Consider the following 17856-nt stretch of genomic DNA (forward strand, 5'->3'; position numbering starts at 1 on the left):
ATGTACTAGTTTTACTTTGGATTGACTATATCAGCCACAAAAAAGACCTCAAGCGAGGTCCTTTTTTAGCATTGCTTTATTGGATTTATACTTTTAACTTATCGCCGACCATACCTTTTACCGTACTCAAAATATCGGCAGGTAACACCACCATTTTTGCATTGTCAGATTCTGCCAACTCACGAATCGCTTTAATGTACTGCTCACCCAATAGGTAAACAATTGGCATCTCTTCCTCACCCATTGCATTGGTAATCAGGCGAATTGACTCCTCAGACCCTTTAGCGAGTACCACTTGCGCTTCTGCATCACGGCGCGAGGCTTCTAGACGACCGTCTGCTTCTAAGATAGCGGCCTGCTTTTGACCATCGGCACGAGTCACTATCGCACGGCGTTGGCGTTCTGCTGCTGCCTGCTCCTCCATCGCCGTTTGCATAGTATCAGAAGGGTTGATGTCTTGAATTTCTACGGTTTTGAGGGTAATACCCCAATCAGAGATGTCTTCTGAGATGGCATGTTTGAGCTTGGCTTTGATTTCATCACGGCTAGACAAGGCATTATCGAGATCCATCTCCCCGATGATTGAACGCAATGAGGTTTGTACCAAATTACGAATACCATACTCATAATCTTCAATGCCATAAACGGCTTTATCAGGACGGACAATATTAATATAGGCAACCGCATTGGCGATAATAACAACGTTGTCTCGCGTGATCACTTCTTGTGATGGGATATCTAACACGATGTCTTTGGTCGTGACTTTATAAGCCACATCATCAACGAAAGGAATGATCAAGTTTAGCCCTGGTTCCAACGTTTGGCTATATTTACCCAAGCGCTGTACCACCCATTTATACCCTTGCGGTACGATTCGAACTCCTTTAAAAATAGTGAACACAACCAGTGCTACCAGTACGATCATGACAATACTAAAGCTTTCCATACCCCACCCCTATTATTGTACGTGCATGTTTTTATTGATGACGGCTTGTGATTTCATACTACTGACCACCAGCTCGTTACCCACGATATCGGTAACCACGACTCGCTCACCCACTGCTATCGTCTCTTCTGTAGTACGGCACATCCATTCCGCCGCACCGACAATCGGTACGCTAAAACGTACGACGCCTGCTCTATCAGGTAGGGGTTGTACGACAATCATGCCAGTTTCACCAACGATAACACTGCCACCCAATCCAGCTTTGGTACGATCCACTGACAATGGCTTCACAAACTTGAACCAAACCACCAAAAAGACAGCAGACAGTATCAACCAAACAATGATTTGAACAGAAATAGAAATAGGGAGCAGCCAAGTCAGCGTTGCCACGATAATGGCAGCCGCCCCAAACCAAAGGCTTGCAAATGTTGGCACAAACATCTCAACAATCAGCAATACAAAACCCAGTACCAGCCAATGCCAAGGTTCAATCATCCATAGAGTTTCCATAACTGCCACCTTCCCTATCGTTGCCATTCTAATCTTTAATGTAGCACACTTTTGAACTTTATAATTTCTTAACAATCATTAATGTACACTACGCGCATTACAAAAAATTCATTCTTAAAAAAGGGAAATTAACACACAAAAAAAAACGACCACTTTAAGTGGTCGTTTTTATACTTTATGGCTTATTAACTAAACATTTAGAATTTTAGTTGAGCGCCAACTGTCATTAGGTCTGTATCACTGCCTAGCATGTCATACTCAGCTTCAACACTGAAATCAGGGTTCACTGAATAACCAAGGCCTACACCGCCAGCAAGACTGGTATTGCTATCTGAGTAAGTCTCAGTTCTAATTTCTGTGTTGCCAATATTGCGGGTAAAGTCTCCTTCTACCTTAGTCTTGGCAACACCTAGCTTACCTTTGGCATATAAGCCTGTGTTTGGGAAAGCATAACGGTAAGTACCGTAGGCGCCGTATGTTTTGGCATCGATGTCGCCGCCTCTGTAGTCAGCGTCGTCTGAACCAACATATTCAGCTTCAATACCAAAGTTAGGATCAAAGTTGTAACCACCATAGATACCATAAGCTGTTGGATCATCAGCGCCATCAACGTCTAGATCGAACTGACCTACTTTTGCACCAACGTATGGTTGACCTGTGTAGCCATTGCCATAAGAGACAGCTGCTTGAGCACCCATGCTTAGTAAAGAACCGGCTGCTACTGCAAGTAGTGTTTTTTGTAGATTTTTCATTGTTAGCTCCTTAGAAAAGTTTTGACAAACAAGTTATCTATTTATATTGGTCTTTTAACCGCATCGCCTTGTTTGCTAACGATGAGTACATAGTAACAAACTATTTCAAACAATCTGTCAGTGTTTGATGGTATGAGAGTTAAGATTTGAAAGTATTTATCAGCGTGTGGGTTACAAAGACTGAGATATGAAACTTTCTGTTACATCTCTTGATTTTGTGCAATACTTCCTACTCGCGATACTGCCTATTGACCCTAGATCAAGAAATATTAAAGGACATTTCATTATGCTGGCTCCTATACATGACCGATTAAAAGCCGAACTTACTCAGTTAAAAGACCAGCAGCGGTACCGTCAACTACCAAATCTTGAGCACCAAGGACGTTATGTCATTAGTCATGGTAAGACGCTCCTAAATATTGCCAGTAACGACTATTTGGGATTGAGCGGTGACATTGCCCTACAGCATGAGTTTTTTGAAAACTTACAACAGTTGCCCACTGCTCATTTACCCAAAATGAGCGCTACCTCGTCACGTCTGTTGACAGGGAATGATGCACAGCTGCAATTACTAGAAAACGAGCTGGCGCAATGGTATGAGTTGGCAGGAGGAGAATATGGTGGCAATAAAAAGGCCGCCTTGGTCATCAACAGTGGTTATCACGCCAATATTGGTATTTTGCCTGCCTTAACAGCATTGCCTGTCAAAACACTTATTTTGGCAGATAAACTGGTACATGCCAGTATCATCGATGGTATTCGCTTGAGTCAAAACAAAGCGTGTACCTATCGCCGCTATCGTCATAATGACTATGCGCATTTGGCAACGCTACTGGCGCAAGTTGAAGATACCGTAGAGCGTATCATTATCATCACCGAAAGTATTTTTAGTATGGATGGCGACCGCGCAGACTTGCCAGCCTTAGTACAGTTAAAAGCCAAAGATGCTCGTATTGAGCTTTATGTAGATGAAGCGCATGCGGTCGGCGTGCTGGGCAAGCAAGGATGCGGGCTGGCAGAAGAGACGCAAACGCTTGCTGATATAGATTATGTGGTAGGTACGTTTGGTAAAGCCTTTGCTTCAATCGGCGCTTATATTTTGTGCGATGACACTGTGAAGTCATGGCTGGTCAATCACATGCGCCCGCTTATCTTTAGTACAGCGTTGCCACCGATAAACCATGCATGGAGCCGTTTTATTTTGGCAAAAATGCCAGAACTGCAAGCAAGCAGACAACATCTGGCTCAAATATCTGTCCAGCTTGGCCAAGCCATCTCTCCCTCACATCGAGCCTCATCAGCGCCGCAAGACGTGTCTTATCAATCCCCTATTGTGCCTTATATCTTGGGCGATAATGCCAGAACCATTGCCAAAGCAGCGCAGCTACAGGCAGCTGGGTTTTATGCCCTACCCATCAGACCGCCCACCGTTCCTGCCAATACCGCCCGCATTCGCTTGGTAATGAATGCCAAAATAACCACGGCAGATTGTGCGCGTTTGATTGAACATTTATAACGGATATAAACCTATCACTGGTATGGATTACATAATCGCTTATACCATTTGGATTGAATAAATATGATCGAAACCCCTACCCCTTGGTCTGATTTGAGCGCCCGAAAACAGACCATCGCTCGTCATTTTGCCAAAGCCAATACCTATGATCAGCATGCTTATATTCAACAGCATATTTGCCAAAACCTACTGACTCATATCAGGCATTCGTCTCAAGACAGTGTGCTTGAGGTAGGCGCAGGTACAGGACAAATGACTCAGTTATTAGCAGCAGCGTTACAAAGTAAGCGCTGGATCATCAACGAGCTGTGTCCGCAACAAACTGCCCATTTGCAATCCATATTACCAACGGCGCAGCTACGTATTGGTGATGCTGAAACCATAGACTTGGATACCAACCATAGCTTAATTATCAGTGCCAATGCCATACAGTGGTTTGACGATCCTCTGCGTTTTATAGCGCAATGTTCCACACGGCTAAAGCCAAGCGGTCAATTACTACTGAGTACCTTTACCGCCAATAATTTTTTGCAGATTAAATCCCTTACTGGTCAAGGACTACAGTATCCAGATAGTGCAGCATGGCAAGCCGCCTTGCATAACCACGGATTCAATCAGATTGAGCTATCGACGCAGCGTTTTGATATACCATTTGCCAAGCCCTATGAGGTGCTCAAACATATGAAAGAGACTGGCGTCTCAACCAATCAAACGCAATTAATTAGAGCAAAAGAAGAATCAGAAGTAACGCCTTTTGTATGGACAAAAGCACGTTTGCAACAGTTTGAGCGTGAATACTGGCAGAAGTTTTCAGGACAGGATGACCACGGGCAGCCTTGCGTCTATCTGACTTATGAAGCACTGATAATCAGCGCCTATCAGCCATAAAAAAACGCACCTCGAAAGGTGCGTTTTTTATAGTCATACTAGATGGCGTTAAGAAATATTATTTCTTATCGTCATTTACTTCAGTGAACTCAGCGTCAACCACGTCATCATCAGCTTGGTTGCTATCTGCTGCATTGTCCGCGCCTTGTTGGAACTGGCTTGGATCCATACCTTCTGCGCCTGCGCCGCTATCTGCATAAATCTTCTGGCTGATTGGCAAGAAAGCATTGTCTAACGCTTCAAGCTTGGCTTTGATGTCATCATGATCATCTTCTTTAGCCGCTGTTTCAAGCTCAGTAATCGCAGTATCGACGGTTGATTTTTCTTCGTCCGTTACTTTGTCGCCTGCTTCTTTCAACGCTTTTTGTACCGCATGGATACGACCATCTGCTTCGTTACGCACTTGCGCAAGATTCGCAAATTTCTCATCTTCAGCTGCATTAGCCTCAGCATCACGCACCATTTGTTCGACTTCTTCATCCGACAAACCAGAGTCTGCTTTGATCTGGATGCTTTGCGCTTTACCAGTACCTTTGTCTTTCGCTGAGATGTTCATGATGCCATCAGCGTTGATGTCAAAGGTAACTTCGATTTGTGGTAGGCCACGTGGTGCTGGTGGAATGTCCGTCAAATCAAAACGACCAAGCTGTTTGTTTTGGTTAGCAATTTTACGCTCACCTTGATACACCTGAATCGTTACCGCTGGCTGGTTGTCTTCTGCCGTTGAGAATACCTGTGATTTCTTAGTAGGAATCATGGTGTTTTTCTCAATGATTGGCGTCATGACACCGCCCATTGTTTCAATACCAAGCGTCAATGGTGTGACATCTAACAATAGAACGTCCGTTTTGTCACCAGACAATACCGCGCCTTGAATCGCTGCACCAGCTGCCACTGCTTCGTCAGGGTTCACGTCTTTGCGTGGCTCTTGACCGAAGAATTCTTGTACGTTTTGTTGTACAAGTGGCATACGAGTCTGACCACCAACCAAGATAACGTCATCGATATCGCCGATTTTTAGACCAGCATCTTCAAGGGCAATTTTACAAGGGCCCATGGTGCGCTGTACCAATGCTTCAGTCAGACTTTCTAGTTTTGAGCGGCTGATTGTTACTACTAAATGCTTAGGACCACTGCTGTCAGCAGTAATGTACGGCAAGTTCACTTCCGTGCTTTGCGCGCTTGATAGCTCAATTTTTGCTTTTTCTGCTGCTTCTTTTAGACGCTGCATTGCCAAAGAGTCGCCTTTTAGGTTGACGTCTTGGTCTTTTTTGAACTCATCAACCAAGTAATCAATCAATGCTGAGTCAAAATCTTCACCACCAAGGAATGTATCACCATTGGTTGCAAGTACTTCAAACTGCTGCTCGCCATCTACGTCAGCGATTTCGATGATTGAGATATCAAAAGTACCACCGCCCAAGTCATAAACAGCAACAGTGCTATCGCCTTGCTTTTTATCCATACCGTAAGCAAGTGCTGCGGCAGTTGGCTCGTTGATGATACGTTTTACATCAAGACCTGCGATTTTACCTGCGTCTTTAGTGGCTTGACGCTGTGAATCGTTGAAATAAGCAGGTACCGTCACGACCGCTTCAGTGACGGTTTCACCAAGATAGTCTTCTGCTGTTTTTTTCATTTTTTTCAAGATTTCAGCAGAAACCTGTGGTGGTGCCAGTTTTTTACCGTTGATTTCTACCCATGCATCACCATTGTCTGCTTTGGCGATTTTGTAAGGCACCATACCGATGTCTTTTTGCACGACTTTGTCATCAAAACGACGACCGATCAAACGCTTAATCGCAAACAAGGTATTGTTTGGATTGGTAACCGCTTGACGCTTGGCTGATTGTCCAACCAAAGTTTCATCATTTTTATATGCGACGATCGATGGAGTGGTACGAGTGCCTTCAGCGTTTTCGATGACCTTAACCTTGTCACCTTCCATCACTGCCACACATGAGTTAGTTGTACCTAAATCAATACCAATTACTTTACCCATAATCAATTACTCCTAATTGTTTTAAATATAAATGGTGTTAAATGCTGACCGCTATCGGTCACTTGTTGCTTTATATCGGTTTGTCTGTTGCTTTTTTCAAGTCAACAATCTAGCAAAATTGGTCTTTCCTGTGATTTTTTGTGATAAACCCTAATATTAGTAAGGTTTATCGTCTAAAAATCTTATTGTCCAACACGTACCATGGCTGGACGCAATAGACGACCGTTCAAGCTGTAGCCTTTTTGCAAGACGGTTCCGACGGTATCTGCTTCGGCGTCAGCATCAATACCTACCGCTTCATGCAAGTCCGCGTTGAATTTTTCGCCTTGAGGATCAACCGCTTCTACGCCGTTTTTATTAAGTACAGCCACAAGCGCTTTGTGCGTCAATTGGACGCCTTCAGCCACGGGATCGTTGGCATCAGCGTTTTCCATCGCGCGCTCTAAGTTATCGACAATCTCTAATAACTCTTTGGCAAATTTCTGTAACGCGAACTTTTTGCTTTTATCGGCTTCTTGTTCCATACGCTTTTGCGCATTATAAGCCTCTGCATTGGCGCGAGCAGTGCCTTCTTTGGCTTGCTTTACTTCGCCTTCTAATTCGGCAATGCGGGCTTTGAACGTGTCTAGATCGATCTCACTGTGGACAGTCAGATCTTCATCTGAGTTGTTTCTTGGATCAAACTCTTTCATGGTTTCTTCTAAAATACTGTCACTGTGCTCAATATTATCATGCGCCACATTTTGCTCTGGGGATTCGTGGTTGGTCTTTTGCTCGCTCATGATGACTCCTTAGAATGTTAATAATGACGATTGGTGTTAGGCACAATCAATTGGCTAATCACTAGCTCTTCTGCGCCTTTATTGTATGCTTAACGGTTGTTACTCATTGTTTTTATGAATGCGCTTTACTAGCTGCTTGATAAAGGTCATGGCTATAAATTTCAAGCCTAAAATCAAGGAATTTTTCTCATTTGCCACAAATACTGTTTAAATAAGGCGCAAAATGGGTGCTAAACCCTGTATCGTTCTATCAGGAACTGTGAATACAGTACACGTAAATACCGCTGTTATTCCCAATCGTTTACCATTCAGTCCTAAGTTATTACCAAAAGACACGCAGCGTTGAAACGGCTTGCTCTATCATTATGATAAATAGTGTGATTTACACTAAAGTATCCGTCGTGATAAGACAGCGGGTACTGACCATCATTCATGAGAAGTATTATGTTCAAATCAAAAGAATCGTCCGTCAACAGTCTATTGAATAAGGCATTGACCACGCTAAAACTTGCGACGAGCGCTCAATTGGAGAGCGATCCAGAAAACAGTCGTGTTGATGTAAAGCCTCTGACTATTAAAGAAAAAATATTGAGATACAAACCCCTGACCAGCTGCCAGACTCATACATTGCATCATGCTATGAAAGGGTTGGGCTATCTGCCTGCGCCCGTACTTGAGAATTTAACGAGCTATCTGGGCGGGCCTACAGCAGAGCAATACCCGCATGCCAATGCTCATTTGCGTTTGATTCTCGCTGTCAATCGCAAACTCAAAACACCGCTAGATCTCATGCCAATGCAGGAGCTGCGTGAAAAATTTGCAACCGATGCCGTGGCCATGCAGTCGCCAAAAGTATGGAAGCAAGCCAGCGATACCATGCTGAGCAATATCAAGCGCACTAATATTAAGCCCTTCACGAAAAAAGGGGAAACGCTGGTTCGCTGGGAAGACAAGATCATTGCCGATGCTGATGCAGGTGATATGACGATCCGTTGTTATCAAGCCAGCAAACGCTCTAGTAGAATTGGTCTAAAAAAACGTCATATTACCAATCCTGATGAAACGGTCATGTTGTTTTTGCATGGCGGTGGTTTTTGTATTGGCGATATCGATACCCATCATGAGTTTTGCCATACTGTTTGTGAGCGCACTGGATGGTCAATCGTCAGTGTGGATTATCGCTTAGCACCTGAGAACCCTACTCCAGCGGCGCTCAGAGATTGTATTACGGCTTATGCTTGGCTTGCTGAGCATTGCCAGACGTTGAATGCTTTACCATCACGAATTGTCTTAGCGGGTGATAGCGCAGGTGGTGGATTGGCTACTTTGATGGCACAGCAACTGACCGCGCCAGTAGAAAGCGCTTGGCTAGACTTGGGTATTGATGGGCAAAAGATGTTTGAGCTATTGGAGCATTTACCCAAGCCACTGGCGCAAATGCCCATATATCCTGTCACTGATATTGAGACCGATTATCCGAGCTGGGAGTTGTATGGTGATGGCTTGCTATTGGATCATGCCGATGTGGCAGTATTTGGTGAGGCTTGCTTTAATAACAGTCCTTTGCCTCGTATTCATGTCCTCAACGCTCCTATGCTGGGTGACAACAGCAAGGTTTGTCCCACTTATGTCATCGTTGCCGAATTGGATGTGTTGCGCGACGAAGCCATTGCTTATGCTGAGCAAATAAACCGTCATGGTATCCTCGTCAAGACACATACTGTCCTTGGAGCACCGCATGGTTTTATTCATCTGATGAGTGTTCATCACGGTTTGGAGCAAGAAACAAACGATATTATCGATGGCTTTGTACACTTCGTACACGATCTTTTGAATACGAACGTCCAGTTAGCCGCGTAGTCATCAATCCACTTTTTGAGTGACTTTATCGCCAACCAAGCTGATGAGCCAAATCTCAGAACGTGAGCCCAAGCGAAAAGGGATACCCCAAAAGCCATAACCAGAGGAGACTACAAAATGCCCTTTGCCAATGGCTTCATACCCGTAACCCAAACGATTGATGGCACTGACAATAAAATTGGCAGGAAAGATTTGTCCATTGTGAGTATGTCCTGACACTTGCAAATCAATTGGCAATTGACTGTGCGCTTCAATATCGCTTGGTCGATGATCAAGCAATACAATCGGCTGCGCTGTATTTACTTGTGCCAATAATGCCGTCGTCGCCACACGCTGGTGTTTATGATTATCAAAACGACCCACCAGCCAAATCGGGGCACCTGCATGCTCTATGCTCACGACGTCATCATTTAGTAACTCGACTCCTGCATTTTTTAATGCCTCGCTGATTGGCTGCTCATGACCATACAAGTCATGATTGCCTAACGTAGCATAAACCCCATATGGCAAGCTATCACAGAGCATTTTTAAATTAACGGCCATCTTATGGTCAACAAACGCGTCTGTGTTGTCGTCCATGATGTCGCCAGGCATGAGCAGTATGTCAGCGTTATGCTGCATGAGCAGGCGTTGTAGCCTATCTATCGCCCCACTACCGAATAGCTTTCCTAAGTGTAAATCACTGGCTACTGCAATTCTTAAGGCTTTAGGCAGCACTTTATCGATAGTGATCGTCACTTCCCGTACAACAGGAACGTAAGCACTGTATAACGCGTAAGCAAACAATCCTGAAAATAACGCTAAGGCCAAGGCTCGTAAGTCTTCATTGATTGCGGCAGATGCCGTTATTCCATCTCCCATGAATGAAACAATGAGCCAATATCCCCCGTATAACAGGCTCGTCAGCAAGGCTGTCAGTAGCACAAAATGCATGACCAACATCCAACCGCTTATCCAGCGATAGCTATTGGCAAAGACTCTTTTGACGCTCAATAGTAGCAAGCCATTTGTCATCACAAAGATAGCAATCCACACGATGGTTGTTAGGCCTCCTATCTCCCAGGGCTGTAGCCACCACTGCAAGCTTAAAACCGTACCAAAGCTAAACAGCTGCAATAAGGCAAAAATGGTAATAAAAAAGACATAGGGCATGGACGATCCTTGAGGGTTACTTCTAAAGCGGCTCTACTCCAATCAATACTGGACAGATGAGAAGCCAATTTTGGTACTGACAGAGCAACCTCTATTATAATAAATCAGGATAGTAGAGGCTTATAAAAGTATCATTAGGTTTCACATGAAACAAATCATACTCATATTAAAATACTGTTTCACGTGAAACAAAAAATTATGCTTTCTGTTCTTCTAATGCTTGCTTTAGCGTTGGCTGTTGAAACTCATAACCTGAATCTAGAAGCGCTTGTGGCAGCACTTTTTGTCCATCAATCAGCAGTGTCGACATCTCCCCAAACATGAGTTTAAGCAAAAATTCCGGCAAGGTAAAAAAGGTGGGACGATGTAAGTGTGAACCCAGTGTTTTGGTAAATATATGATTGGTCACAGGATTGGATGCTGTCAGGTTATAGACCATCGCTGGTGTGTCATTGTCAGTTTCTAATGTATTGTCACCACTCGATATAATATGTTGATTATTGGTCTGATTGGCAAGATGCTGCTCCATAATAAATATCGTCGCCCCTACCCAATCCTCGCGGCTGATCCAGCTCATGATCTGCTGACCATCACCCAGTTGACCACCAACCCCCATTTTAAAGGGCATTAAAAGCTTACCAAGCATACCGCCATCAGGATGCATGACCACACCTGTCCGCACGATAGACACGGGTACACCATGATCGGTTGCTTTGAGCGCCAACTGTTCCCACTCATCACACAATTTATGAGCAAAGTCTGTCTCAAAGCTGCTGCTTTCCGTCAATGGCTTATCGCCTTGTGTACCATACCAGCCAATCGCTGATCCGCTGATTAACAGTTTGGGTTTTACAGTGGTACGGGCAATAAATGTTAGCAGCGCGTTGGTCGGTTTGATACGGCTGGCAAGCAGCTGCTCTTTACGCGCATCACTCCAGCGTTTGTCCGCGATGCCTGCGCCCGCCAAATTTAATATGACATCGAAAGTCTTGTCGGACGTTGCAAGCTCGTCGTAAGTCAGCATCTCAATACCATTAGGATGCGTCTGACTACTATCACGTGTCAGCCAAGTGATGTATATCTCTTTATTCATACTCTGATAACGTTGCCTAATCTCTTTACTAAACGCACTGCCCAAAAACCCTGAACCACCACTGATTAAAATATTCATCGTCATATCCTTACGCTGTGTTTTTCATTATTTTAAAGAAGACAACTCTTGATAATTATCGTGTTCTTTTTCACCCCTCTTGTCAAAATGGCTTTTACATGACTTTGGTAAGGCAATGGTGCTCGCGAGTGCTGCGTTCATCGCGCCGAACAATCCTATGACACTCATAAATGCCAGTAGCATGCCAATCTCTATCAAAGAATTTATACCTAAATATAGGACAATAACGCCCATATAACACGCTGATGTCATAAACCCAATTAAAAATACTGTGCTTATACTCTTATTATCATTGCGCCATATACGCTTATAAGCGACGACAATACCCGTTAAGAATGCAGGAATAAAACCAAGTAAACCAACATATAATAGTGGCTGATAACCAATCTGAGAAAAATTCGCATTCCTAAAGACAAACAATAAACCCAGCTGGGCAAGTAGACCACCCACCGCACTACCTATCCCTGCAAACAAAATAATCACTTGCATATAAGGGTAATCTGTCAAATCGTTATCTGTTTTCATAATATTTATCCTATTAACATTCGTCGTTACTTAAGTATAAATAGGACGTTGGTAGCGACGATGGATTTGCGATGGATAATTGATGGTTACCTATATCACTTATCGTTATAAATTATTCATTTGGTAAGACAGATGATCCTGTCAAATATCCGCTAACACTGCCAATAAAGGCCGCAAAGATCATAAAAATAACAACGTTAAATGAAAAAGCGCTGTTGCTAAAAACCATCAGTACCAAAGCACAGATAACCGTCGATAGTGCACCAATGATCGCTGACTGTAATAAGTCATTGTAATGACGGTATAGCTGCAAATGCGCGACGAAGCAACCAGTCAACATTGCAGGAATCAACCCTATCACAAAACCAAATAAGGCGAAGGTAGGTATTGCTAATGCACCTAAGATTATTGAACTAACGATCTTTTGTAAAAAGACTCTCTCTAAAATACATTCTAAAATCATGAGCATAGCCATTATCAATCCTATGACGCCGCCACCGATAGCGCCGCCAAAGCATGCATAAGATGTTATGACACTAGCTGTCGGATAATTCTCATTATTTTTATAAAAACTTGGTTCCATGACGATATCCTCAATAATGGCTTCAGTATTCACTGTACTAACAGACTAGACAAAACCTTCAGCACCTTTTCTGATATCAGTAAGGCTTGATCAACAACTAGCCTCACTAAACAAAATGTCTGCGGATTGGACACTCATTTTCATCCTTACTGTTGCAGCTCACCTTCTTGATGTTTTTCCATCGCTTGTCTATAGCATTCATCACTGCCACTTGATTGGGTAATACATGCAGCTTGGTCAAATGCGGCGCGGCTCTGTCTAAGCGCTTTGCCAGTTCTGGTAAGTGGTTTGAGGGAACAGCAGGAAATAAATGATGCTCTACGTGGTATAGCAGATTAAACGTCAGTACATTGATTACTGGGTTACGCTCAGTGCGAGCGATCGTCTCATCGCAATCGTGATGCACGCCCCACACCGCGATGATACCGACACTAGCGTTTGCCAACATCATAATAAATAGGTGATACATCAATACTTGTGCTGACAGAGTAATAGCAGAGACATCAAAAAGCGTTAAACCCATACAGATAAGAGTGACCATGATGAACAAAGCAATCAGACCAAACTCCAACCAAATGATACGCTGATTGCGCTGGCGGCTTAGACGTAGTCCTTGGCGATAAATAGCCAGCCGATAGGTCACACCGCCGAGCAGTGCTTGCCACCATGGCAACTTTGCCAAGCTGCCCTCAATATCACTATCGCCCAGCGGGTTGCGATGATGCTCCATATGGGTGGCACGAATGCTGTGCAAGCTCGTCAAAAGCAATACGCTTAGTAGCAATAATAGCGTAGTGGTCACACGCTTACCTGTGCCTAAACTATGATGGTAGCCGTCATGCGCTTGACGGAAGGCGGCCGCAAAAAATAGATAAGAAGCGCCACATGCCAGTACATACCATGATTGACTGGCAAACCACCATGACAACAACAAAAACGGATAAGGTAAAATGACGTTGTAAACAATTTGGCGCCGAGAGAGCTGGCGCAAGTCTTGCCATTCTACTGAGCCAAGCGACTGCTTGATCACTGTTTGCCTAGACTCATGCTTATATACATTATTCGCTTTCATTGTACCCACCCATTGTTTGTGGTTAATAAAAGAACTAACAGCTATTTTCATTAATTTCTGTCAAAACAGAAATTAATATCTAAATTTTTTATTTTAAATCGCTTAGCGCAGCACTTTCTTTATACTAGCGCCCAGCTTTAATATCTTTTTGAGCGCGTTTGTCGGTAATTTAAGCATCTCAGATGACCACGTAGTGACGGTCTCAACAAATTCTTGCGTTTCACGGATACGTGTTTTTACTTCGTTATTTTCATGTTCAAACTCAGGGCTGTCCATCAACTCTTGTAAAAATTGTACGGTGGGATCAAGTTCGCGCTTTTGACGCTCAATCACGATAATACGTGCCAGCTCCCAAACATCGGTATTGGTACTAAAATGATCACGGCGATCGCCCAATATTGAGACTTTCTGTACCAAGCCCCAATGCTGCAACTCTTTGATGCTATTTGAGACATTGGAGCGTGCAACCCCAAGTGTTTCGGTAATCTCTTCCGCATTTAATGGCTTATCAATGATATATAACAAGGCGTGAATCTGCGACATGGTACGGTTGACACCCCACTGCGAGCCCATCTCACCCCAGTGCAAAATAAATTTTTCAGTAACGGGGTTAAGTTTCATGATGGATACTCATTTCATTATGGATGCAGTATTGATCGACTGCTTAAGCAGTTCATAGAACCATCTTGCGCCATTCTTTTATTTCTGTCAATACTGAAATAAATAAAAAGACTCTTAAGTACTCATAGTATTTTTAGCGCAAAATTGATCCAGTCATTGCATCTCTTATTTGACTTGGGAGCGTATAACCCAAGGTATCAGCTTGCAAATAGCTGATTTGCTCACCAAAATAATGCTGCGCTTCAGCAAACGTAGTGGCGGGCAGCTGTCCAGATGGATTACAACTGGTAGAAACCACTAGCCCAAATGGATTGTGCGTACTGACTAATTGCTGACAAAGTCCACGGATAACTGGATGTGCAATGACTCTAACTGCTACTGTAGGATGCCGACCCGTTATCCATGAAGGAATACGGTTAGCCAATGCCTGTGGAATCGGGAGTAGCCAAGTATGAGCCTGCTGATATTGTGAATCTGTATGCTCACTATCTGTTTGCCAGCTCTCTAAAATAGGGTTGCGCTGCGTCGTATTTAATGGCGCTAATAAAGGCGCTAAACGCTCTACACTGTCAGTGATGACAATCATACCTTTGGCTTGAGGGCGATCTTTGATGGCCAAAATTTGCTGCACTGCTGCTTCATTATAAGGGTCGCAGCCTATCCCCCACACGCTCTCAGTGGGGTACGCAAGCAGTTGTCCAGCTTTTAGACAGTCAGCCGCTTGAATGACAGAAGTGGTGATTACAGAAGCAATTTGGTTCATGGTGCCAGTCATTTATGAGGTTAAAAAGTCAATGTGAATCATAGCATAGCAGCCGCACTGACTCAGTGAGCCACGGTAAAAATAGTTAACGGACGGCTATTAGTATTGGTTCATTATAAAGAGATATATCATGCTAACTACGAGAATAACGCCCACCTTGGACGTTGATTGCGCCCAATAGCTCAAGCTCCATCAATTGTCCTATCAGACTTGATGTGGTCAGCTCAGTAGCAGTAATGAGGGCGTCTAAGTCTTGCCCATGCCAATCCAGCTGCTCATAAACTGCTGTCAGATGCTCAGGAATGGCTACAGTAGTACGCTGAGGTTTCATATTTGCGGACGACAACTGGCTAGTCTCTTTACCAGTAGCATAAGAGGAACGGCGACTCAGATGGTTTGCTTGACTCTCTGCTAGATTGTCGTTGATGACCGCTGTACGTGCGTTAGAATTAACGGTTGAAGTATCTGAACAAGTATCTAAATAAGGACTGTGAGCCAATTGACTGTTCACATCTTCAATCACTTGTTGCGGATGATAAATCAACGTCGCGCCTTCCCGTATTAAATGATGACAGCCCTCAGCATTGCCATTATCAATATGACTTGGGACAGCGAAGACTTGCTTACCTTGCTCAGACGTTAGGCGTGCCGTGATTAGAGAGCCACTTTGAACCGCAGCTTCTGTCACAATTGTCGCCAAACTTAAACCCGCAACCAAGCGATTGCGACGGGGGAAAGTATGCTTATGCGGCTGAGTATGCGGTAGCAGCTCACTAATGATACAGCCACCTTTTTCAATGATTTGGGCAAAGAGCTGATCGTGATGATTGGGGTAATTCACATCAATCCCTGTCCCCATCACTCCAACCGTACGACCTTGGTATGCTGAGTCTACCTGTGCCAATGCTCCTGAATGCGCACGCTTATCTACGCCCAGCGCCAGACCGCTGGTGACAACATAACCCGCTTGCGCCAAATACTGCGCCATATCAAACGTGGTTTTTTGGGCATGAGCAGTGGGTTTGCGACTGCCGACAATCGCAATCTGCGCTTGTTGTAAGCGCATTCGATTACCGCGATAGAACAATACAGGCGGTGGATCGTAAATTTGTAAAAGCTGGGCGGGATAGTCAGGTTGGTCGGCAAACAGCAGACCATACCGCCCTTCTGTAAGTGCCTTCTGAATATTATCAATACTGGTGCGCGTTTGTTCAGGCTGCTCATGGCGTTTAAGATGAGTGTGATGCAAACCCAATTGTCGCCACGCTTCTACTTTGGCTTGCCAAGCAAGCCTAGCATGACCAAACGAGGTAATCAGCTTATGATAGGCGGAGAGTGAGGCATTCACCTCAAACCATAGCGCCAATGTTGCGCGCTGATCGTCGGTCAATAAAGAGGAGACTGCCGTCGTCATGGTCATTTATCTCATACAAGCAAGTAAATTGGCTCATTCGATGAACCAGCAATAGATTATAAGTACGGTGGCGGTAGTAGCTGATCACCCACGTTGAGTGGTAACTCAGAATCCAATACATACGCATAGCTAATATGATCAAAGGTATTAAAGATCATCACCGTACCACTTGGCTCATTTGGCAAACGAACAGGCATATCATTGTCTTTAGTATCACGTACCAATGGGCCTTTTTGATAGACCGTCAGCACATCACCTGGTTTTGCGCCTTGGGCACTACCTAGATTGATGGCAACCACACTACCCTTCGCCGCTGAGCTGATAGAGTCCATAACTCGCACAATTAGCCCACCACGACTGACAGTGGCAGGCGCAGGATAAAAAACAGGTGGAATAGAATTATTCAGCTCAACAAATACTCGATCTCCTTCGCGCACTTCTTTGCCATAACTGTCTGTAAGCTGTAGGCTTGTGACACCATTGGTCTCTGTCGCGGTAACCAATCCTGTCGCCACTTGAGTAACCTCTAAGCCAATCACTTCTTGCGTTTTGGGCTCCACATATAGCTCACCTTCGCGGTAAATACCATAGCGTTGACCCACGATAAGGGGCACGCCTTTGGCATATACTTTGTCACCACTTGCCGTGATTAAGTTACGGTTTTTAGACGCTAAGATATAAGGCGTGGTATTAAAGTCTTGCGGGTCGACAATGATTGCTTTATCTAACCAATGTTGAATAGCAGATAGCGGAATAGGAGGAATGCTATTGGCAGTAGACGTGACGGTGACAGTACTCGTGACGGCATTGCCTAATAATTGTTTTTCAACCCCAGCGCACCCTTCGCCAGTATCCACACCGATGAGGGTTTTGCCTTGAATCACACACAAGATAAGAATGTCATCAGGATAAATAAGATTGGGGTTTTTGATTTGTTTATTGGTGGCCCAAATTTCTTTCCAGCGCCATGGACTGTCCAAATAACGCCCTGAGATGTCCCACAAGGTATCGCCTTTTTTGACGATATAGCGATTGGGCGCATCTGCTTTGATGGTTGGCGGTGGGTTGTTTGCGTAGGCCGTGGTCATTAGCATAGCACTGCTAACGGTTGTCAATAACAGTGCTTTTGCTATCTTTTTTAAGCTCATCTTCATTATTATATCCACAATATATACCACTGTTTGGCTGGTATGATTCTTAAAAGAGCATCTGGCACCATAATGACCCGCCAACGCTGTTTCTAATATTACAATCATATCTACCATAACACAATCATAAACAATTTATTACAATGGCGTA

18 protein-coding genes are annotated in these 17856 nt (G+C 44.1%); 4 read left to right on the forward strand and 14 right to left on the reverse strand.

The genetic code is table 11. From position 1 onward, the window contains the following. Window positions 1–85: 85 nt before the first annotated feature. From CZ794_RS11310 to CZ794_RS11320, 3 genes are all read right to left on the reverse strand, one after another. The gene (locus tag CZ794_RS11310; RefSeq protein ID WP_087041727.1) at window positions 86–946 is read right to left on the reverse strand and encodes an SPFH domain-containing protein; all 861 of its coding nucleotides are present in this window, start codon (window positions 944–946) and stop codon (window positions 86–88) included. Between the two features lie 12 nt (window positions 947–958). Beyond that, window positions 959–1456 (reverse strand): NfeD family protein, encoded by a 498-nt coding sequence (locus CZ794_RS11315; RefSeq protein WP_218778324.1) that lies wholly within the window; start codon window positions 1454–1456, stop codon window positions 959–961. Between the two features lie 197 nt (window positions 1457–1653). Continuing rightward, window positions 1654–2208, reverse strand: a complete 555-nt coding sequence (locus CZ794_RS11320; RefSeq protein ID WP_087041728.1) for a porin family protein — start codon at window positions 2206–2208, stop codon at window positions 1654–1656. Window positions 2209–2494: 286 nt separating this feature from the next. Here CZ794_RS11320 and CZ794_RS11325 point away from each other — a divergent pair, with 286 nt between their 5' ends. Then, window positions 2495–3724, forward strand: coding sequence for an 8-amino-7-oxononanoate synthase (locus tag CZ794_RS11325; protein WP_087041729.1), 1230 nt, complete (start codon window positions 2495–2497; stop codon window positions 3722–3724). A 63-nt stretch (window positions 3725–3787) separates the two neighbouring features. Next, a complete protein-coding gene (locus CZ794_RS11330) occupies window positions 3788–4612 on the forward strand; it encodes a methyltransferase domain-containing protein (protein WP_087041730.1) in 825 nt (274 codons plus the stop codon). A 58-nt stretch (window positions 4613–4670) separates the two neighbouring features. Here CZ794_RS11330 and dnaK read toward each other — a convergent pair whose 3' ends face one another. Together dnaK and grpE are read right to left on the reverse strand one after the other, a co-directional pair. Continuing rightward, window positions 4671–6614: a molecular chaperone DnaK gene (gene dnaK, locus CZ794_RS11335; protein WP_087041731.1), complete on the reverse strand. Its 1944-nt coding sequence runs from the start codon at window positions 6612–6614 to the stop codon at window positions 4671–4673. Window positions 6615–6796: 182 nt separating this feature from the next. Beyond that, window positions 6797–7396 carry a nucleotide exchange factor GrpE gene (gene grpE / locus CZ794_RS11340; protein ID WP_062845754.1) on the reverse strand — a complete coding sequence of 200 codons (600 nt, stop codon included), beginning with the start codon at window positions 7394–7396 and terminating at the stop codon, window positions 6797–6799. 223 nt (window positions 7397–7619) lie between these two features. Between grpE and CZ794_RS14190 the strand changes: the two genes are divergently transcribed. Together CZ794_RS14190 and CZ794_RS11345 are read left to right on the forward strand one after the other, a co-directional pair. Beyond that, entirely contained in the window at window positions 7620–7742 is a 123-nt protein-coding gene (locus tag CZ794_RS14190; RefSeq protein ID WP_256958959.1) for a hypothetical protein, read from the forward strand. A 98-nt stretch (window positions 7743–7840) separates the two neighbouring features. Further along, window positions 7841–9256 carry an alpha/beta hydrolase gene (locus tag CZ794_RS11345; protein ID WP_087041732.1) on the forward strand — a complete coding sequence of 472 codons (1416 nt, stop codon included), beginning with the start codon at window positions 7841–7843 and terminating at the stop codon, window positions 9254–9256. 3 nt (window positions 9257–9259) lie between these two features. Here CZ794_RS11345 and CZ794_RS11350 read toward each other — a convergent pair whose 3' ends face one another. The 9 genes from CZ794_RS11350 to CZ794_RS11390 all read right to left on the reverse strand — a co-directional run bounded on the left by CZ794_RS11350 (window position 9260) and on the right by CZ794_RS11390 (window position 17711). Then, entirely contained in the window at window positions 9260–10408 is a 1149-nt protein-coding gene (locus tag CZ794_RS11350; protein WP_087041733.1) for a metallophosphoesterase, read from the reverse strand. 196 nt (window positions 10409–10604) lie between these two features. Next, complete coding sequence (locus tag CZ794_RS11355; RefSeq protein WP_087041734.1) at window positions 10605–11579, reverse strand: TIGR01777 family oxidoreductase; 975 nt, start codon at window positions 11577–11579, stop codon at window positions 10605–10607. A gap of 27 nt (window positions 11580–11606) precedes the next feature. After that, complete coding sequence (locus tag CZ794_RS11360) at window positions 11607–12104, reverse strand: hypothetical protein (protein WP_087041735.1); 498 nt, start codon at window positions 12102–12104, stop codon at window positions 11607–11609. Window positions 12105–12216: 112 nt separating this feature from the next. Further along, window positions 12217–12687, reverse strand: a complete 471-nt coding sequence (locus CZ794_RS11365) for a hypothetical protein (RefSeq protein WP_087041736.1) — start codon at window positions 12685–12687, stop codon at window positions 12217–12219. A gap of 106 nt (window positions 12688–12793) precedes the next feature. Then, on the reverse strand, window positions 12794–13759 hold the full coding sequence (locus tag CZ794_RS11370; protein WP_087041737.1) for a fatty acid desaturase: 966 nt from the start codon (window positions 13757–13759) through the stop codon (window positions 12794–12796). A gap of 102 nt (window positions 13760–13861) precedes the next feature. Then, window positions 13862–14380, reverse strand: coding sequence for a GbsR/MarR family transcriptional regulator (locus tag CZ794_RS11375; protein WP_087041738.1), 519 nt, complete (start codon window positions 14378–14380; stop codon window positions 13862–13864). Between the two features lie 133 nt (window positions 14381–14513). Then, on the reverse strand, window positions 14514–15143 hold the full coding sequence (locus CZ794_RS11380; RefSeq protein ID WP_087041739.1) for an L-threonylcarbamoyladenylate synthase: 630 nt from the start codon (window positions 15141–15143) through the stop codon (window positions 14514–14516). A 133-nt stretch (window positions 15144–15276) separates the two neighbouring features. Beyond that, entirely contained in the window at window positions 15277–16563 is a 1287-nt protein-coding gene (gene dprA, locus CZ794_RS11385; RefSeq protein WP_373407924.1) for a DNA-processing protein DprA, read from the reverse strand. A gap of 50 nt (window positions 16564–16613) precedes the next feature. Then, a complete protein-coding gene (locus CZ794_RS11390; protein WP_087042172.1) occupies window positions 16614–17711 on the reverse strand; it encodes a LysM peptidoglycan-binding domain-containing protein in 1098 nt (365 codons plus the stop codon). Window positions 17712–17856 lie beyond the last annotated feature (145 nt).

This window comes from Psychrobacter sp. JB385, assembly GCF_900163785.1.
In the GTDB taxonomy this organism is placed as follows: domain Bacteria; phylum Pseudomonadota; class Gammaproteobacteria; order Pseudomonadales; family Moraxellaceae; genus Psychrobacter.

Bases quoted from the DNA above. Each gene is read 5' to 3' on its own strand.
- CZ794_RS14190 (WP_256958959.1), top strand. From the start codon at position 7,620: ATGGGTGCTAAACCCTGTATCGTTCTATCAGGAACTGTGAATACAGTA.
- CZ794_RS11315 (WP_218778324.1), bottom strand. From the start codon at position 1,456: ATGGAAACTCTATGGATGATTGAACCTTGGCATTGGCTGGTACTGGGT.
- dprA (WP_373407924.1), bottom strand. From the start codon at position 16,563: ATGACCATGACGACGGCAGTCTCCTCTTTATTGACCGACGATCAGCGC.
- CZ794_RS11365 (WP_087041736.1), bottom strand. From the start codon at position 12,687: ATGGAACCAAGTTTTTATAAAAATAATGAGAATTATCCGACAGCTAGT.
- CZ794_RS11375 (WP_087041738.1), bottom strand. From the start codon at position 14,380: ATGAAACTTAACCCCGTTACTGAAAAATTTATTTTGCACTGGGGTGAG.
- CZ794_RS11345 (WP_087041732.1), top strand. From the start codon at position 7,841: ATGTTCAAATCAAAAGAATCGTCCGTCAACAGTCTATTGAATAAGGCA.
- CZ794_RS11355 (WP_087041734.1), bottom strand. From the start codon at position 11,579: ATGAATATTTTAATCAGTGGTGGTTCAGGGTTTTTGGGCAGTGCGTTT.
- CZ794_RS11325 (WP_087041729.1), top strand. From the start codon at position 2,495: ATGCTGGCTCCTATACATGACCGATTAAAAGCCGAACTTACTCAGTTA.
- CZ794_RS11330 (WP_087041730.1), top strand. From the start codon at position 3,788: ATGATCGAAACCCCTACCCCTTGGTCTGATTTGAGCGCCCGAAAACAG.
- CZ794_RS11370 (WP_087041737.1), bottom strand. From the start codon at position 13,759: ATGAAAGCGAATAATGTATATAAGCATGAGTCTAGGCAAACAGTGATC.
- dnaK (WP_087041731.1), bottom strand. From the start codon at position 6,614: ATGGGTAAAGTAATTGGTATTGATTTAGGTACAACTAACTCATGTGTG.
- CZ794_RS11350 (WP_087041733.1), bottom strand. From the start codon at position 10,408: ATGCCCTATGTCTTTTTTATTACCATTTTTGCCTTATTGCAGCTGTTT.
- CZ794_RS11310 (WP_087041727.1), bottom strand. From the start codon at position 946: ATGGAAAGCTTTAGTATTGTCATGATCGTACTGGTAGCACTGGTTGTG.
- CZ794_RS11360 (WP_087041735.1), bottom strand. From the start codon at position 12,104: ATGAAAACAGATAACGATTTGACAGATTACCCTTATATGCAAGTGATT.
- CZ794_RS11390 (WP_087042172.1), bottom strand. From the start codon at position 17,711: ATGAAGATGAGCTTAAAAAAGATAGCAAAAGCACTGTTATTGACAACC.
- CZ794_RS11320 (WP_087041728.1), bottom strand. From the start codon at position 2,208: ATGAAAAATCTACAAAAAACACTACTTGCAGTAGCAGCCGGTTCTTTA.
- CZ794_RS11380 (WP_087041739.1), bottom strand. From the start codon at position 15,143: ATGAACCAAATTGCTTCTGTAATCACCACTTCTGTCATTCAAGCGGCT.
- grpE (WP_062845754.1), bottom strand. From the start codon at position 7,396: ATGAGCGAGCAAAAGACCAACCACGAATCCCCAGAGCAAAATGTGGCG.